The sequence below is a fragment of the Pseudomonas fortuita genome, assembly GCF_026898135.2.
GTDB lineage: Bacteria > Pseudomonadota > Gammaproteobacteria > Pseudomonadales > Pseudomonadaceae > Aquipseudomonas > Aquipseudomonas fortuita.
Map to the genome: position 1 here is coordinate 2,442,945 of NZ_CP114035.2, position 13,215 is coordinate 2,456,159.

The 13,215-nt window shown below is 61.9% G+C and carries 16 protein-coding genes; 8 read left to right on the plus strand and 8 right to left on the minus strand.

Features of this window, described 5'->3' with window-relative positions; genetic code table 11:
* Nucleotides 1–32 precede the first annotated feature (32 nt).
* Nucleotides 33–1,259, minus strand: coding sequence for an MFS transporter (locus OZ911_RS11095; RefSeq protein WP_031311573.1), 1,227 nt, complete (start codon nucleotides 1,257–1,259; stop codon nucleotides 33–35).
* Between the two features lie 183 nt (nucleotides 1,260–1,442).
* The gene (locus tag OZ911_RS11100) at nucleotides 1,443–2,153 is read right to left on the minus strand and encodes a TetR/AcrR family transcriptional regulator (protein WP_016486150.1); all 711 of its coding nucleotides are present in this window, start codon (nucleotides 2,151–2,153) and stop codon (nucleotides 1,443–1,445) included.
* A 246-nt stretch (nucleotides 2,154–2,399) separates the two neighbouring features.
* On the opposite strand from OZ911_RS11100, the gene OZ911_RS11105 reads away from it, so the two are divergent.
* On the plus strand, nucleotides 2,400–2,783 hold the full coding sequence (locus tag OZ911_RS11105; protein ID WP_231995325.1) for a GNAT family N-acetyltransferase: 384 nt from the start codon (nucleotides 2,400–2,402) through the stop codon (nucleotides 2,781–2,783).
* 27 nt (nucleotides 2,784–2,810) lie between these two features.
* Here the strand turns inward: OZ911_RS11105 and OZ911_RS11110 are convergent, their stop codons facing one another.
* The 3 genes from OZ911_RS11110 to OZ911_RS11120 form a co-directional block, all read right to left on the minus strand.
* Complete coding sequence (locus OZ911_RS11110; RefSeq protein ID WP_016486152.1) at nucleotides 2,811–3,686, minus strand: universal stress protein; 876 nt, start codon at nucleotides 3,684–3,686, stop codon at nucleotides 2,811–2,813.
* A 153-nt stretch (nucleotides 3,687–3,839) separates the two neighbouring features.
* Nucleotides 3,840–4,142, minus strand: coding sequence for a branched-chain amino acid transport AzlD family protein (locus OZ911_RS11115; protein WP_024717802.1), 303 nt, complete (start codon nucleotides 4,140–4,142; stop codon nucleotides 3,840–3,842).
* On the minus strand, nucleotides 4,139–4,858 hold the full coding sequence (locus OZ911_RS11120; protein WP_016486154.1) for an AzlC family ABC transporter permease: 720 nt from the start codon (nucleotides 4,856–4,858) through the stop codon (nucleotides 4,139–4,141). The genes OZ911_RS11115 and OZ911_RS11120 overlap by 4 nt, the downstream gene beginning before the upstream one ends.
* A gap of 78 nt (nucleotides 4,859–4,936) precedes the next feature.
* Here OZ911_RS11120 and OZ911_RS11125 point away from each other — a divergent pair, with 78 nt between their 5' ends.
* On the plus strand, nucleotides 4,937–5,191 hold the full coding sequence (locus OZ911_RS11125; RefSeq protein ID WP_024717801.1) for an Lrp/AsnC ligand binding domain-containing protein: 255 nt from the start codon (nucleotides 4,937–4,939) through the stop codon (nucleotides 5,189–5,191).
* Nucleotides 5,192–5,234: 43 nt separating this feature from the next.
* Here the strand turns inward: OZ911_RS11125 and OZ911_RS11130 are convergent, their stop codons facing one another.
* Entirely contained in the window at nucleotides 5,235–6,173 is a 939-nt protein-coding gene (locus OZ911_RS11130; RefSeq protein WP_070086348.1) for a LysR family transcriptional regulator, read from the minus strand.
* A gap of 142 nt (nucleotides 6,174–6,315) precedes the next feature.
* Between OZ911_RS11130 and gbd the strand changes: the two genes are divergently transcribed.
* From gbd to OZ911_RS11145, 3 genes are all read left to right on the plus strand, one after another.
* The gene (gene gbd / locus OZ911_RS11135; protein WP_070086347.1) at nucleotides 6,316–7,458 is read left to right on the plus strand and encodes a 4-hydroxybutyrate dehydrogenase; all 1,143 of its coding nucleotides are present in this window, start codon (nucleotides 6,316–6,318) and stop codon (nucleotides 7,456–7,458) included.
* A 45-nt stretch (nucleotides 7,459–7,503) separates the two neighbouring features.
* On the plus strand, nucleotides 7,504–8,847 hold the full coding sequence (locus OZ911_RS11140; RefSeq protein WP_016486158.1) for an MFS transporter: 1,344 nt from the start codon (nucleotides 7,504–7,506) through the stop codon (nucleotides 8,845–8,847).
* A 270-nt stretch (nucleotides 8,848–9,117) separates the two neighbouring features.
* Nucleotides 9,118–9,903: a 2-keto-4-pentenoate hydratase gene (locus OZ911_RS11145; RefSeq protein ID WP_016486159.1), complete on the plus strand. Its 786-nt coding sequence runs from the start codon at nucleotides 9,118–9,120 to the stop codon at nucleotides 9,901–9,903.
* Here OZ911_RS11145 and OZ911_RS11150 read toward each other — a convergent pair.
* On the minus strand, nucleotides 9,893–10,711 hold the full coding sequence (locus OZ911_RS11150; protein WP_024717800.1) for a helix-turn-helix domain-containing protein: 819 nt from the start codon (nucleotides 10,709–10,711) through the stop codon (nucleotides 9,893–9,895). The two genes, OZ911_RS11145 and OZ911_RS11150, sit on opposite strands and share 11 nt — an antisense overlap.
* Before the next feature lie 107 nt (nucleotides 10,712–10,818).
* Between OZ911_RS11150 and OZ911_RS11155 the strand changes: the two genes are divergently transcribed.
* Entirely contained in the window at nucleotides 10,819–11,133 is a 315-nt protein-coding gene (locus OZ911_RS11155; RefSeq protein WP_016486161.1) for a DUF2834 domain-containing protein, read from the plus strand.
* A 172-nt stretch (nucleotides 11,134–11,305) separates the two neighbouring features.
* The gene (locus tag OZ911_RS11160) at nucleotides 11,306–11,533 is read left to right on the plus strand and encodes a hypothetical protein (protein WP_016486162.1); all 228 of its coding nucleotides are present in this window, start codon (nucleotides 11,306–11,308) and stop codon (nucleotides 11,531–11,533) included.
* A 75-nt stretch (nucleotides 11,534–11,608) separates the two neighbouring features.
* On the opposite strand, the gene OZ911_RS11165 is transcribed toward OZ911_RS11160, so the two are convergent.
* Complete coding sequence (locus OZ911_RS11165) at nucleotides 11,609–11,989, minus strand: hypothetical protein (protein ID WP_016486163.1); 381 nt, start codon at nucleotides 11,987–11,989, stop codon at nucleotides 11,609–11,611.
* Between the two features lie 188 nt (nucleotides 11,990–12,177).
* Here OZ911_RS11165 and pstS point away from each other — a divergent pair, with 188 nt between their 5' ends.
* Nucleotides 12,178–13,209 carry a phosphate ABC transporter substrate-binding protein PstS gene (gene pstS / locus OZ911_RS11170; protein ID WP_016486164.1) on the plus strand — a complete coding sequence of 344 codons (1,032 nt, stop codon included), beginning with the start codon at nucleotides 12,178–12,180 and terminating at the stop codon, nucleotides 13,207–13,209.
* The last annotated feature ends 6 nt before the right edge of the window (nucleotides 13,210–13,215 follow it).

The window sequence follows — 13,215 nt, forward strand, 5'->3', positions numbered from 1 at the left end:
GCTGTACTTGCGGCGCCTCGGTGCCGAGCTGCTCAGCCCGGCTGCGCAGCAAGGTTATTGCTCACGTTGCGCCCCAGCACCAGCACGGTGACAAAACCACAGCCCACCAACGCGGTAGCCAGGCTCAACAGCACCGCCGTGCCCATATGGTCGACCACCTGCCCGCCGAAGAAAGAGCCCAGCGCAATGATCACCTGGAACATGGCTACGAACAGCGGCATGCCACGTTCAACATCCTTGGGTGCCACCACGAACATCCAGATGTTGGCGCAGGCCGGGAACGCACCGAAAGCGAAGCCCCACAGCGCGATCAGCATGGCAGCGCCCGTCATGCCGGTGGCGAAGTGCGGGAACAGGGCGGTGCTGACAGCAATCATCAGCGCAACCAGCATCAGGGTATGCCGCACGCTGCGGTTGGCAGCGTAGCCCGCGAAAATGTTACCCATGAACCCGGCGACGCCATACAGCAGCAACAGCGATCCAATCGTAGGCCCGTCAAAGCCGGCATTCTGTTTGAAGAACGGGGCAACATAGGTGTACGCGGCAAAGTGCGCCAGGCCGATCAGCAGCACGGCAATCAGCCCGATCCGCGCTTGTGGGTTGATGAACAAGGCCGGCAGGTCGCTGATGCGAATGGCCTTTTCCGGCAGCAGCCGCGGCAGCAGGAATACCTGCGCCAGCAGCACAGGTATGCCTACCAGTGCGGTGACCAGGAACGTCATGCGCCAGCCCATCAGGCCGCTCAGCCAGGTGCCCACGGGCACGCCCACTACGGTCGCCAGAGTTACGCCGGCCATGATGATCGAGTTGGCCTTGGCCACGCCCATGCCGTCGGGCGCCAGGCGGCCGCTGAGGGCGATGGCGGTTGCCCAGAAACCACCGATACTGACACCCAGCAGCACGCGGCCGACCAACAGCAAATTGAAGTCGACGGCGTAGGCCACGATGGTGTTGGCGATGATCATGATCAGCGTCAGGCCGATCAGCAGGTAGCGCCGGTCCAGCGCGCCGACCCCCACGGAAATCAACGGCGCGGCCAGCGCGGCCATGATACCGGGCAAGGTCACCATCAGGCCGGCAAGGCCTGCACTGATGCCGAGGTCACTGGCCACATCGTTGAGCACCCCCACCGGGAGGAACTCGCTGGTGACCAGGGCGAAGGCACCCACGGCGACCGAGAGGATTGCCAGCCATTGCTGTGTGACGCTCTGCTGATTATGTTCGGGAAGGCCGCGAGGGGCCTGGCGGTTGCTTGGCATGGGGGTCGGTTCCATGAGGGATGGCGCCTGTAGCAGGCGCAGGAGCGGAGGGATTTGCAGGCGATTATAGGGATGGCCTTGCCAGGCCGACAGGCAGCCCGCTTGATAGTCATCATCAGCGTAATCGATGAAACCCCTGGTTTAGAGCGGAAACTATTGTGTTGTGGGGCCACGAAGCCAGTTTCAGGGCGGTGTCACAGCCGTTTGCTTCACCGGTAAGACACCGCCCAGCACCATCTGGGTGACCGTGCGGGTGGCGCGATCAAAGTCCAACTTGTCAGGTATAGCCACGCCTCTGAGCTGCGACATTTGCCAGGCAAGATTGGTATAGGTACGCGTTGCCGACCAGATGAAAATCATCAGGTGTTCGGGGTCACAGGGCGCCAACCGGCCATCCTCGATCCAGTTGCGCAGGCAGGCGACGTTGCGCCTGGCTTCCTCCTGCAGCATGTTCTTGCACACCTCAGGCAGGCGCGTGCCCCCTGAGAGCAACTCCTGGCTGAACACGGCGGCGCTGAACGGGTGCTCTCGAATGATGCGTATCCGGGCTTTGACATAGGCCCGCAGGCCCACTATCGGGTCGTCGCTTTTTCGCAACGCTGCCGAGGCCCTGACCAGCGGCTCGATGAAGCTCATCAGCACCTGGACGTACAAATTCTCTTTTGTCTGGAAGTAGTAATAGAGATTGGCCTTGGGCAACCCGGCGCGCTCGGCAATTTCGTGCGAATGGGTGGCGGTGAAGCCGGTGACGGCAAACGCTTCGCTGGCCGCCTGCAGAATAAGCTTGTGATTCTTGCGCCGGATACCGGGGTTGCCCAGCGCGTGGTCGACCGAGCCGAAAGTGGCGTCAGCACCCTCGCTGGTCGTGTGTGGCAGGTCGGGTTGGGCGTACATCACGGTTTCATCTGGGCTTTTTGAGAATCGGTGTATAGAAAAGTATATAGCGAGTGTTATGCTTTTCTTCAGCCGTTGCAAGGCTGCCATTTACACACCAGGGCCAAACTCATGCATTTTTTGATCAGGCAGGCGACGGCCGCGGATTGTGATGCGATCAGCCAGGTCGCGGCACGCACTTTTGCGCTGGCTTGCCCGGCGAATACGCCTGCGACGGAAATTAGCGCCTACATCCAAGGCGCGTTGATGCCAGCCGACTTTGAACGCTTGAACCGGGAACCGGAAATGCGCCTGTCGGTAGGCCTGATGCGCCGTACGGTCGTCGGCTACAGCCTGGTCAACCTTGCCCCAGAGCCCCTGGGCATTCCGGCTGCCGATGGCATCGCCGAGCTCAGCAAATGCTACGTGCTGCCCGAATACCACGGGGCGGGTGTGGCCCAGCGGCTGATGGCTGATGTGCTGCAGGGCGTTGTGGGGGCTCTGCGGTTGACGGTCAATGACAGCAACAGCCGGGCTATTGCTTTCTACTTGCGCAACGGCTTTGCAGTGGTGGGTGAAACCACGTTCCAGTGCGGGGCGGATGTACATCGGGACCTGGTGATGCTGCACGCAGGCCGGGCAGCCCCCTGAGGGGGGCGGCCCGCCTGGTCTTGCGTGCTAGGGCGTGACCAGCACATCACACTGCGATTCGTTCAGTACATGCTTGGTAACGCTGCCAACCAACAGCTCCTCCAGCGCGCTCGCACCCTGCTTGCCGACGACGATCAGGTCGCACTCCAGCGCCTGTTCCTGCTCGGCAATGCGCCAGCCAGGGTCACCGTGCTCCAGAATCTGCCGTGCATCGGCAATGCCCGCGGCCTCACTCAATGCAGCGAGTTGTGCCTGTGCGTCCTTGCGGATGACATTGCGGTAGTGGGTGAGGGTGTCGTAGTCGATATGGGCGAAACGCACGCTGCCTTCGAACGGGGCTTCGTACACATGGAGCAGAATGATTTCGGCCTGTGGGGCAATGGCCCTGGCCAGTTTGATGGCGCGCAGCGAAGCGGGAGAGAAATCGACCGGCACCAGCACCGTGCGATAGGTATCACGAGGGGCCGGCTTGACCACCAGTAAAGGGCAGGGCATGTGGTTGAGCATTTTTTGCACGGTTGAACCCAGCAGCAGGCGCCGCGCCACGCTCTGGCCCTTGGCGCCGCATACCAGCAGGTCGCTGTGTTTGTCCTGCACCACCCGGGTGATTTCCGTGATCACCGACCCGCTGGCGACCTGCACACCCGCGGAAATGTTGTAGCGCTGGAACAGCAGGGCTGCCAGTGCGCGGGTTTTTTCGCCGGCGCTGTCCAGTACCCGCTTCAACAGGTCGTCATCAGGCGCCACCAACTGCTTGAGGCGCTCGAAGGGGGCCGGGTTGGCAACGTAGAGCAGGTCCAGTGAGGCCTGTTGCGCGTTGCTCAGGTAGGCAGCGCGCTCTGCAGCGTTGCGGGCATGGGGGGAGAGGTCGGTGGCTACCAGTATGTGTTTCAGCGGGTTCATGTGGAGCTCCTTGTCCATGGCCGCGCGCAGTGTTCGACGGTTGTGCACTGTGCGCCTGGCGGTGCTTGAGTCATTCCTTGCTTGCAGCCATCGTCGCGCGAACCCGGCGCGAGGGCTTGATTTGAGTCAATGGAGCGTAGATGCCGCAGCGGATCATGCCGGCAGCAACAGGCGCAGCCCCCCCGTCATCACGATGGTAAATACCACCACCGGCAAGAGGGAAAACCGCGTTGCTGCGTACACCGTAAGCCCTAGCGCAATCAGGTCGGCCGGGTGCCCGGAAACGAACTTGGGTGCGATTACGGCAATCAGCACGCAGCCGGGCGCGGCGTTCAGCACCTGCGTCAGTTGCGGCCCAAGGGTGCGGTTGCGCAGCAGTAAAAAGCCCAGCGCACGGGTCAGGTAGGTGACCACGGCCATGCCCACGAGGGTGACCAGTGTAGGAAGGTCAATCATGGTTTGGCCCATAGGTAAGCAGTGACCAGGCCGGCCACGGTGCCCGCGAGCACGTACCAGCCACCGGGAATCAGCAGGTAGAACAGTGCGGCGGTGAGCAGGCTGAACAGCCAGGGCACGGCGGCGTGTACGCTTTTCCACATGCCCTTGAGCAGCACCAGGAAGACCGCGGCAAAGGCCATGTCGAAGCCATAGCTGCGCAGGTCGCCGAGCAGCGGCCCAACCTGCGCCCCGAGGCTGGTGAACGTGACCCAGGTGGCCCACAGGCACAGCGACACACCCATGAAATAGCGCAGGCTGAACCCGCCGCGCTGGCGCGCATCGGCCAGGCCCATGGCCCAGCTTTCGTCACACATGAAGAACAGCGCCCCCAATGCCTTTGGCAGCGGCAGGTGGCGCATGTACGGCGCCAGGATTGCGCCCATCAGCAGGTGGCGGCTGTTGACCAGCAGGGTCATGGCGATAATCACCCATATTGCCGGCGGTGAGGTCCACAGCTCGACAGCGGCAAACTCCGAGCCGCCACCGAAGTTAAGGCCTGTCATCAGAGCCACTTCGCCTGCTGCCAGGTGGTGCTGGGAAGCCTGCGCGCCGAGTACCAGGGCACAAGGGATGAACCCCAGCAGCACCGGCAGGGCGGCAACGGCACCACGGCGCAGTTCGCTTTGCGGCGTGGTGGCAGGGGGATCGTTCAGTACAGGTTCAAGGGTATTCATGGTCACCTCCAGTGGAGGTAAATTATTCCAATGGAGCGCTAGGACCCGGCCAAGGTCGCGCTGGGCCTCACCCTGTTCGTGCGGGTGTGGCTCAAGCGCCAGGACCAGGACACCACCGACGCGTTCGTCGAAGCCGTGCGCCAGTTACCCGAAGTGGTGGAGTGCCATGTGATGGCGGGCGATTGCGACTTGCTGTTGCGGGTGGTGGCGGCAGACCTGGAAGCCTATCGACGCTTCCAGATCAAGCACCTGACCAGCCTGAGCGTGGTGCAGAACGTCAAGACCGAAGTGCCGATGGAAAAGATCAAGCTGACCACCGAGCTGCCGGTGTAGTCGTGCTTTGGCTCAGGCTCGCCTGGCGCGTTCTGCAACACGCCTAACTGCTACTGGGCTGTCCGCCCTGCAAAAGCAGCTCGCTAAGTTTGTCCATGGCCGGTGTCGCTTGGCTGCCTTTGCGAGTGACCAACTCGTAAGGGTCGCTGACCGAGCCCATGGTCAGGGGCAGCATGCGTACTTGCTGGTTCATCGCGCATTGCCGGGCCACGTCAATCGACACCAACGCCACAAAGTCGGGGCGGTCCTGCAGCAGCGACAAGGTCGCCAGGATCGAGGTGGTTTCAACCAGGTGCAGCGGGAAGCGCAGCCCGGCGTCGTGGAATTCACGCTCCAGTTGCACGCGCATCGGCATGTTGGCCCGGTATACGATCCAGCGGCTTTCGGCCAACTCGGCAAGGCTGACGGTTTGGGCGTGTTTGAGCGGGTGGTCGACATTGGCGATGACCGCCAGCGTCTCATCCTGGACAAAGGTGCTGGCAAACAGCTGCGGCGCGTTGCTGACACTGGTGCGGCACAGGGCCATGTCCAGCCGGCCGCTTTCGATCTGTGCCAGCAGCGACTGGCTGGTGTCTTCGATGATCTCGAACGACATCTGCGGCTGGATACTGGCCAGCTGTGATACGGCCCGCATCAGCAAGGGCACGGCGCCCATGATGGCGCCCACCGCCAGCCGGCCGCCCACACCGCGCAGGATGGCATCCAGGTCATGGCGCAGGTTGGAAATATCGGTTTGCACCACGCGCGCGTAGCGGATGGCGCAGTGCCCGGCGGCAGTGGGCTCCAGCCCGCGGTTGGTGCGGTTGAACAGCACCGTGCCGAAGGTGGTTTCGATTTCCTGCAGCGCCTTGCTGGCACCGGGCTGGGTAAGCCCGACGCTGCCAGCCGCACCCAGCAGCGAGCGGTGCTCGTCCAGCTCGATGAGCAGGCGCAGGTGACGGGCGTGCAGCCTGGACATGATCGAATTGAGTGACGGGGTCATCTGGTATGCGTCCTGGTTATACCGATATGGATTGTTCTCAATACCATGGCCAGGCGCGCATTCCTATACTGGCGCTGCACAGTGTCGCATCCAGTGCGGCTAAACCGCCCAGAAAAACAAAGCCAGGAGCCTGCTGAGCCTTATGTCCCTGATCAACTACATCACCCAGATCCAGTTCGATATCGGCGCCATTGCCCTTTTGCCTGCGGAATGTGAGCGCATTGGTATAACCAAGCCTTTGATCGTGACCGACCGTGGCGTGCGCGCTGCCGGTATCGTCGATACGGCGTTGAACACCTTTGCCGACAGCGCTGCCCAACTGCCGATCTATGACGGTACCCCACCCAACCCCAACGAGACCGCGGTGCGCGAAGCCGTGGCCATGTTCAAGGAGTGTGGCTGTGACGGCATCATCGCCATCGGCGGCGGCTCGGCGATCGACCTGGCCAAAGGTGTGGCCGTGTGTGCCAGGCACGATGGGCCATTGAAAAACTTTGCGGTGATCGAGGGTGGCCTGGCGCGAATCACGCCGGCAACCGCGCCGGTGATTGCCGTGCCAACCACGGCAGGGACGGGCAGCGAGGTAGGGCGGGGCGCCATCCTTATTCTCGACGACGGGCGCAAGGTGGGCGTGATTTCGCCCCATGTGGTGCCCAAGGCCGCCATCTGCGACCCGGCGCTGACCCTTGGCCTGCCTGCACAACTCACCGCTGCCACCGGGATGGATGCGATTGCTCACTGCCTGGAAACGTTCATGGCGCCTGCATTCAACCCACCTGCAGACGGCATCGCCCTGGACGGCCTGTGGCGCGCTTGGCGCTTTATCGAAAGCGCTACCCGAGACCCGCAGAACCTCGAAGGCCGTATCAACATGATGAGCGCTTCGCTGCAAGGTGCACTGGCCTTCCAGAAGGGCCTGGGCTGCGTGCACAGCCTTAGCCATGCATTGGGCGGGATCAACCCGCGCCTGCACCATGGCACCCTCAACGCGATTTTCCTGCCTGCTGTCATCACCTTCAACCGCAAGGCCGCAACTATGCTGAACGAGCACAAGATGGCGCGTATCGCCCAGGCGATGGGGCTGGCAGACGAAAACCAGATCGAACAGGCCATCCGCGACATGACCCGCGCGTTGGGCCTGCCGACCGGCCTGCGCGAACTGGGTGTCAGCGAAGAGCAGTACCCACGCATAATCCAGGGCGCGTTGGCCGATCACAGCCATCGGACCAACCCGCGTGAGGCGTCTGCCGAGGACTACCAGGGGTTGCTTGAAGCGTCGATGTAAGGCGCCAATCCGCTGTTCAATCAATAACAACAAAAGTGAACGCCCATGAATACCAAGTATGCGCAAGCCGAGCTTGCCCCCTCGGGGGAAGCGGTCGCCAGCCCGAACCCGTTCAAAAAGTACCAGGTCATCACCGTCAGCCTGTTGCTGGTGATCGGCATCATCAACTACGTCGACCGCAGTGCGCTGTCGATCGCCAATACGTCTATCCAGCGCGACATGGGCATCACGCCGTCGCAGATGGGCATTTTGCTGTCAGCGTTTTCCCTGGCGTATGCCTTCTCGCAGCTGCCGCTGGGCATGATCATCGACCGCCTGGGCAGCAAGATCTCGCTGGGGGCGGCACTGCTGGGCTGGTCAGTGGCGCAGACGGCCTCCGGCCTGATCAACAGTTTTTCCGCATTCATCGGCCTGAGGGTGGTGCTGGGGATTGGCGAAGCACCGATGTTCCCGTCGGCCGCGAAAGCCCTGGCGGAGTGGTTCGAGGCCGAAAAGCGCGGCACACCGACGGGCATCGTGCTGTCATCGACCTGCATCGGGCCATGCCTGGCGCCACCGTTGCTGACCCTGCTGATGATCACCTGGGGCTGGCGCGGCATGTTCATTGTCACCGGGGTATTCGGCATCCTGGTCGCCGCCTGCTGGTTTGCCTTCTACAAGAGCAAGGCGCGTTACCTGGCCGAGCTGCCTGCAGAGGAACGTGAGCGGCTGCTGGCGACACAGGCCCATAAACAGCCGGTGGCAAGCGCCAGGCCGAGCCTGCGGGCACAACTGGCGGCCTGGACCGAGCTGTTTCGCCACAAGAGCACCTGGGGCGCCGTACTGGGCTTCATGGGGGTGATCTACATGCTGTGGCTGCACCTTACCTGGCTGCCGGGCTACTTCGAACGTGAGCATGGCTTGAGCTTGTACCAGACGGCCTGGGTGGTATCGCTGGCCTATGTATTCGGCGCGTTGGGCACCATTGTCGCGGGCCGCATCTGCGACCGCCTGGTGAAGAACGGCGCCAGCGTGTTGGGTAGCCGCAAGCGGGTAGTGGTGACGGCGTTGTTCGCGGCGGCGGCATTCACCGTTCCCCTGTCGTTCGGCAGCGGCTTCATGCTCAGCGTGGCGCTGCTGTGCTGCGCGCTGTTCAGCGTGAATATGGCCAGCTCGACTGCCTGGATGATTGCCAACACTGTGGTCGATAGCCAGCGCGTGGCCTCGTTTGGCTCGATCCAGAACTTTGGTGGCTACCTGGCAGGCTCGGTGGCACCGATCGTGACCGGGTTCAGCATCCAGCAGACCGGGTCGTTTGCCTCGGCGTTCCTGATCAGTGCTGCGGTGGCGGCGGTGGCAGCGATGGCTTATGTGCTGCTGCTGAAGCAGCCGGTTTCTGCTGACCAGTGATCGTCAGGCCTGTGCAATCCCTGTGGGAGCGGCCTTGTGTCGCGATTGGGCCGAAGAGCGGCCCCAGGATCCTTGCAGGACCGTCGAGACCGGTGGGGCCGCGTTGCGGCCCAATCGCGACACAAGGCCGCTCCCACAAGGATCGCATCAGCTTCCAGAAGTCGTTTCATAAAGGTTTGTGATGCCAGGCATCATGACAATATATTTATCCTTATCAATTCCAGGCCCTAGCATCGGTTGCCCGGCATCGCCCATTTCCATGAGGTCTTGATGAACAGTTCGCTTTTCGTACCCCAACGTACCGCGGCCCTGTTGCTGCAGCACTGGCGCAGCGGTGAATTGCTGACGGAACTGCCTGCCAGCCTCAGGCCCGAAACCTTGAAACAAGGCTATGACAGCCAGGATCAGTTCTTCGCCGCCGCCGCTGGTCAGCGTGCCGGGTGGAAGCTGGGTGTCGGCAGCCCCGCAGGCATGCGTGCGGCCAACCTGTCCCGGCCGCTGATTGGCCAACTGGAAGCAAAGCGCTGCCACGCGGATGGCGTGCACATCGAACTGCCGGCCGTGACCCCTGTGACCATCGAATGCGAGATCGCCTTCGTGCTTGACCGCGATATCCCCCCGCAAGCGGGACGCCTGCCGGCCAGCGAGGATATTCGCGCAACCTGCGTCACTTTCGAGGTGGTGCGCTCACGCTTCGTCGACCGCAAGCGCGTCGGCTGGCCAAGCTTCGTGGCGGACAACGTGGGCTTTGAAGCGTTGGTCGTGGGCAACAGCCTTGGGGCAGGCATCAACGTACCCTTGCTTGCAGACCTGGCCGAGACCACCGAGGTGTACGTAGATGGCGAGTTACGCGCCCGCGGCTTGTCTGGCGATGCTGCGACCGACCCGCTGGTGTCGCTGGCCCACCTGTATGCCCATGCTGCCGAACGCGGCCAGACATTGAAGGCAGGTGATGTGGTGACCACGGGGGCCATGTGCCAGCCGTTCGACCTGAATCAAACAGGCCATCAGGTTAGCGCCAGGTTCCTTGGCCAGGCGCTGTCGTTCACGCTGTAACCGCCGACCATTGATCAAACGCCGCCTGCATCCTCTGCCGGGTTTGTGGGTCGGCGGGGATCAGGTGCTCGATCCGCAGTGATTCCACGGTGATATCCAGCGGCATGCCGAAGGTGGTGAAGGTCGACAGGAACCTGAGCTCGCCATAGGGGGTGCTCACGCGGGTCAGCAACACGGGCGCGATACCTGCCGCCTGCTCTGGGTTGGCCGGGGTTGGAAGATTGCGCAAGTGTTCTGCCAGCGTCGGGTTGCCCACTGCCTCCCTGGATGCACGTTGCCAGGCAACGGCACGAATTTCCTGCGCATTGGCCAGATGATCGCCCAGGCCGCCAGGGCGCAGCAGTGTATCCAGAAGGTTAAGGCCAGGCGCCGCCTGCGCCGCAACACCCACCATCGCCAACAGCAGGCCGGTACTGGCATTGGCAGCGATGACCTGCCAGTTGCTGTCGATGACGATTGCAGGTGCAGGGTTGTTCGCCTGCAGGATGTGTTCGATGGCGGCATGCACCAATGCCAGTTCAGGCGCGTCGAGCGGCGAGGCCGCGTAGCGGGGCGCGTACCCGGCGGCAATGAACACTTCGTTGCAGTGCTCCAGTGGCGCGCCAAGGGCCGAAAGCAGGGCATGCAAGGTGCCAGGGCTGGCCTTGGCGCGCCCGGTTTCCAGGCAGCTCAGGTGGCGCTGCGATACGCCAGCCAATAGCGAAAGCGCCAGCTGGCTGAGCCCGGCCTGCTGGCGCAAGTGACGCAGATGCTGGCCTGCCGAAGTATCCGGCGCAGGGCTTTTGCGATGGAACAGATGATGACTCATGCCTTGATCCTTATCGTCCTTGATTGCAGCGTCCATGACCTCACAGGTCATTGAGCGCAGGCAACCCTATCACTACTCTGCCGGCAAACCCTACAGAGGAAAGGACGATGGGCTTGCGTATCTGCGCGCTGGCGTTGCTGGTGCTGTTTTCGCTGTATACCGGCTGGACGATGCAGATTGCCGAGCAGTCGCTGCTGGCGTTCGGGCTAACGCTGCTGTCGCGGCCAGACACTGCTCAGGTGGTCATTGACCTGTATCTGATGGCGGGGCTGGCCTGCGTCTGGATGGTGAGGGACAACCGTATGCGGGGCGGGAAGGGGATATCGTTGCTGCCCTACCTGTTGCTGACGGCTGTGTTCGTTTCGGCGGGGCCGCTGTTGTATCTCGTCAACAGAGGCGTTGCCGGGGTGCGTCAGCCATGAGCAATGCCTTGAGTGTTTATGCGCTGTGGATGCCATCGGGGCTGTCTGCCTGTTGGGTTTCTGCGCACTCATTACCGCGAGCATAGGTAAATGAACCAAAATATTGCATGAGTCATCTTGATGCTTTGACATAAGGCTACTAATACTTAAGCACTGCCGAAGAGGGACGATCATGCAGACGCGCTTCGTTGTGGTGCCCGCAGTGCCAGTAAAGCGAGAGGTTTACCCTCGGCGTCTTGGCTTTCCCGCCGCCCTGGGAGAGGGTTATGACCTTTACGACACCCAGGAAAAGATGCGCTTGAGCCTCAACTTTGTCACACGGGCCCAAGCCGAGTTCGAGTGTGCGTGCCGCAACCGCAGCCAGGAAGGCGATGAAGCGGGTATTGTCGGTATTGGCTGATTCGGTGAAGCCCAGATAAGGGACGGGATAGCTTTAATGATGGCACCGGCGCAGCCGGTGCCAGCCATCGAGCCCTCAACCTTGTTTGCGCAGCGCTTCTACCAACTCTGCCTTGGTCATGGTGGAGCGGCCCTTTATGTCTTTGCTGCGCGCTTCCTTCATCAGGCTTTGCTTGCTCTGGCTTTCCAGAGAAACACCCGAACTGCGCGAATGACCCTGACGTGACTTGGCCGCGCGTTTGGCTGAGTCGGAGCGGGCTGTCTTCTTCTCGCTGGCAGCCGTGTGGCTCCCCGAGCCACCCTTCTTGTCGCCACCTCCGGACTGTTTGTTGACGGTGGCCCAGGCACGGGCTTCGGCCTCTGCTTTCGACAATCCCCTGTCTTCGTAACTCTCCTCTATATGCTCGGCCTTGCGCTTCTGTTGGTCTGTGTATTTGTCCTTGTCACCGCGTGGCATGGTGTTCACTCCTGCTGGATTTGCCTGCACGGTTGAGGCCAGGCGTCCATCGAGAGTGCCGGACCATGGACGAGCGGTGCGTCATGGCACAGGCAAAAAGCTCTACCGTGCGGCTTGCCACTCAACAGTCACAAAGCTGTAACACAGCTGATGCAAAGTGTGCCGGCCATCACAAGGAGCACTTTTTGATGAAACGCCTGATGAAGTCTGCTGCACTCGCCGTTGCGGTCTCCCTTTGCGCCACTTCGGCAGCCTTTGCTGCAGAAAACGTTCGCCTGACAGGTTCCGGCGCCAGCTTCCCTGCACCGATCTACCTGACCTGGTTCAAGGACTTCAGCAAGAACACTGCTGGCGTCACCGTTGACTACCAGTCCAAGGGCAGCGGGGCGGGCGTTCAGGACTTCCTGAACAAGACCGTCGACTTCGCCGCCAGCGACTCGGCCATGAGCGAAGCAGACATTGCCAAGGTTGGCGAAGGCGTGCAGTTGCTGCCAATGACCGCCGGTGAAATCGTCCTGGCCTACAACCTGCCGGGCAACCCTAAAGGGCTGAAGCTGCCGCGCGAGGTGTACTCCAACATCTTCCTGGGCAAGATCACCCAGTGGAACGACCCGCAAATCGCCGCGGCCAACCCTGAGCTGAAACTGCCAGCTACCCCGATCACTGTGGTCGTGCGTGCCGACTCCAGCGGTACCACTGCGGTCTTCACCAAGCACCTGTCGGCCATCAACGCTGACTTCAAGCAAGGGCTGGGTGAGGGCAACACCGTCAACTGGCCGGCCACCGACAAGTTCATCAAATCGCCGAAGAACGATGGCGTAACCGCCACCGTCCGCCAGACCCCGGGCGCCATCGGCTACATCGAATACGGCTTCGCCAAGCTGGCCAAGGTCGACTTCGCCGTGCTGCAGAACAAAGCTGGCCAATACGTCGTGCCAAACGCAGAGAGCGGTGCCGAAGCACTGGCTGCGGTAAACATGCCGGAAAACCTGGTGGCCTGGCTGCCTGACCCGGACGGTGCCAAGTCCTACCCGATCACTTCCTACACCTGGATGATCTTCCGCAAGGACAACGGCAACCCGGCAAAAGCCAAGGCCATGCGTGAAATGGTCGAGTACAGCCTGACCAAAGGCCAGACCATCGCCGACTCGATGGGTTACATCCCGCTGCCTGCGTCGGTTGTCGACCAGGTGCGTAAAGCGTCTGCCAACATCCAGTAATACCCA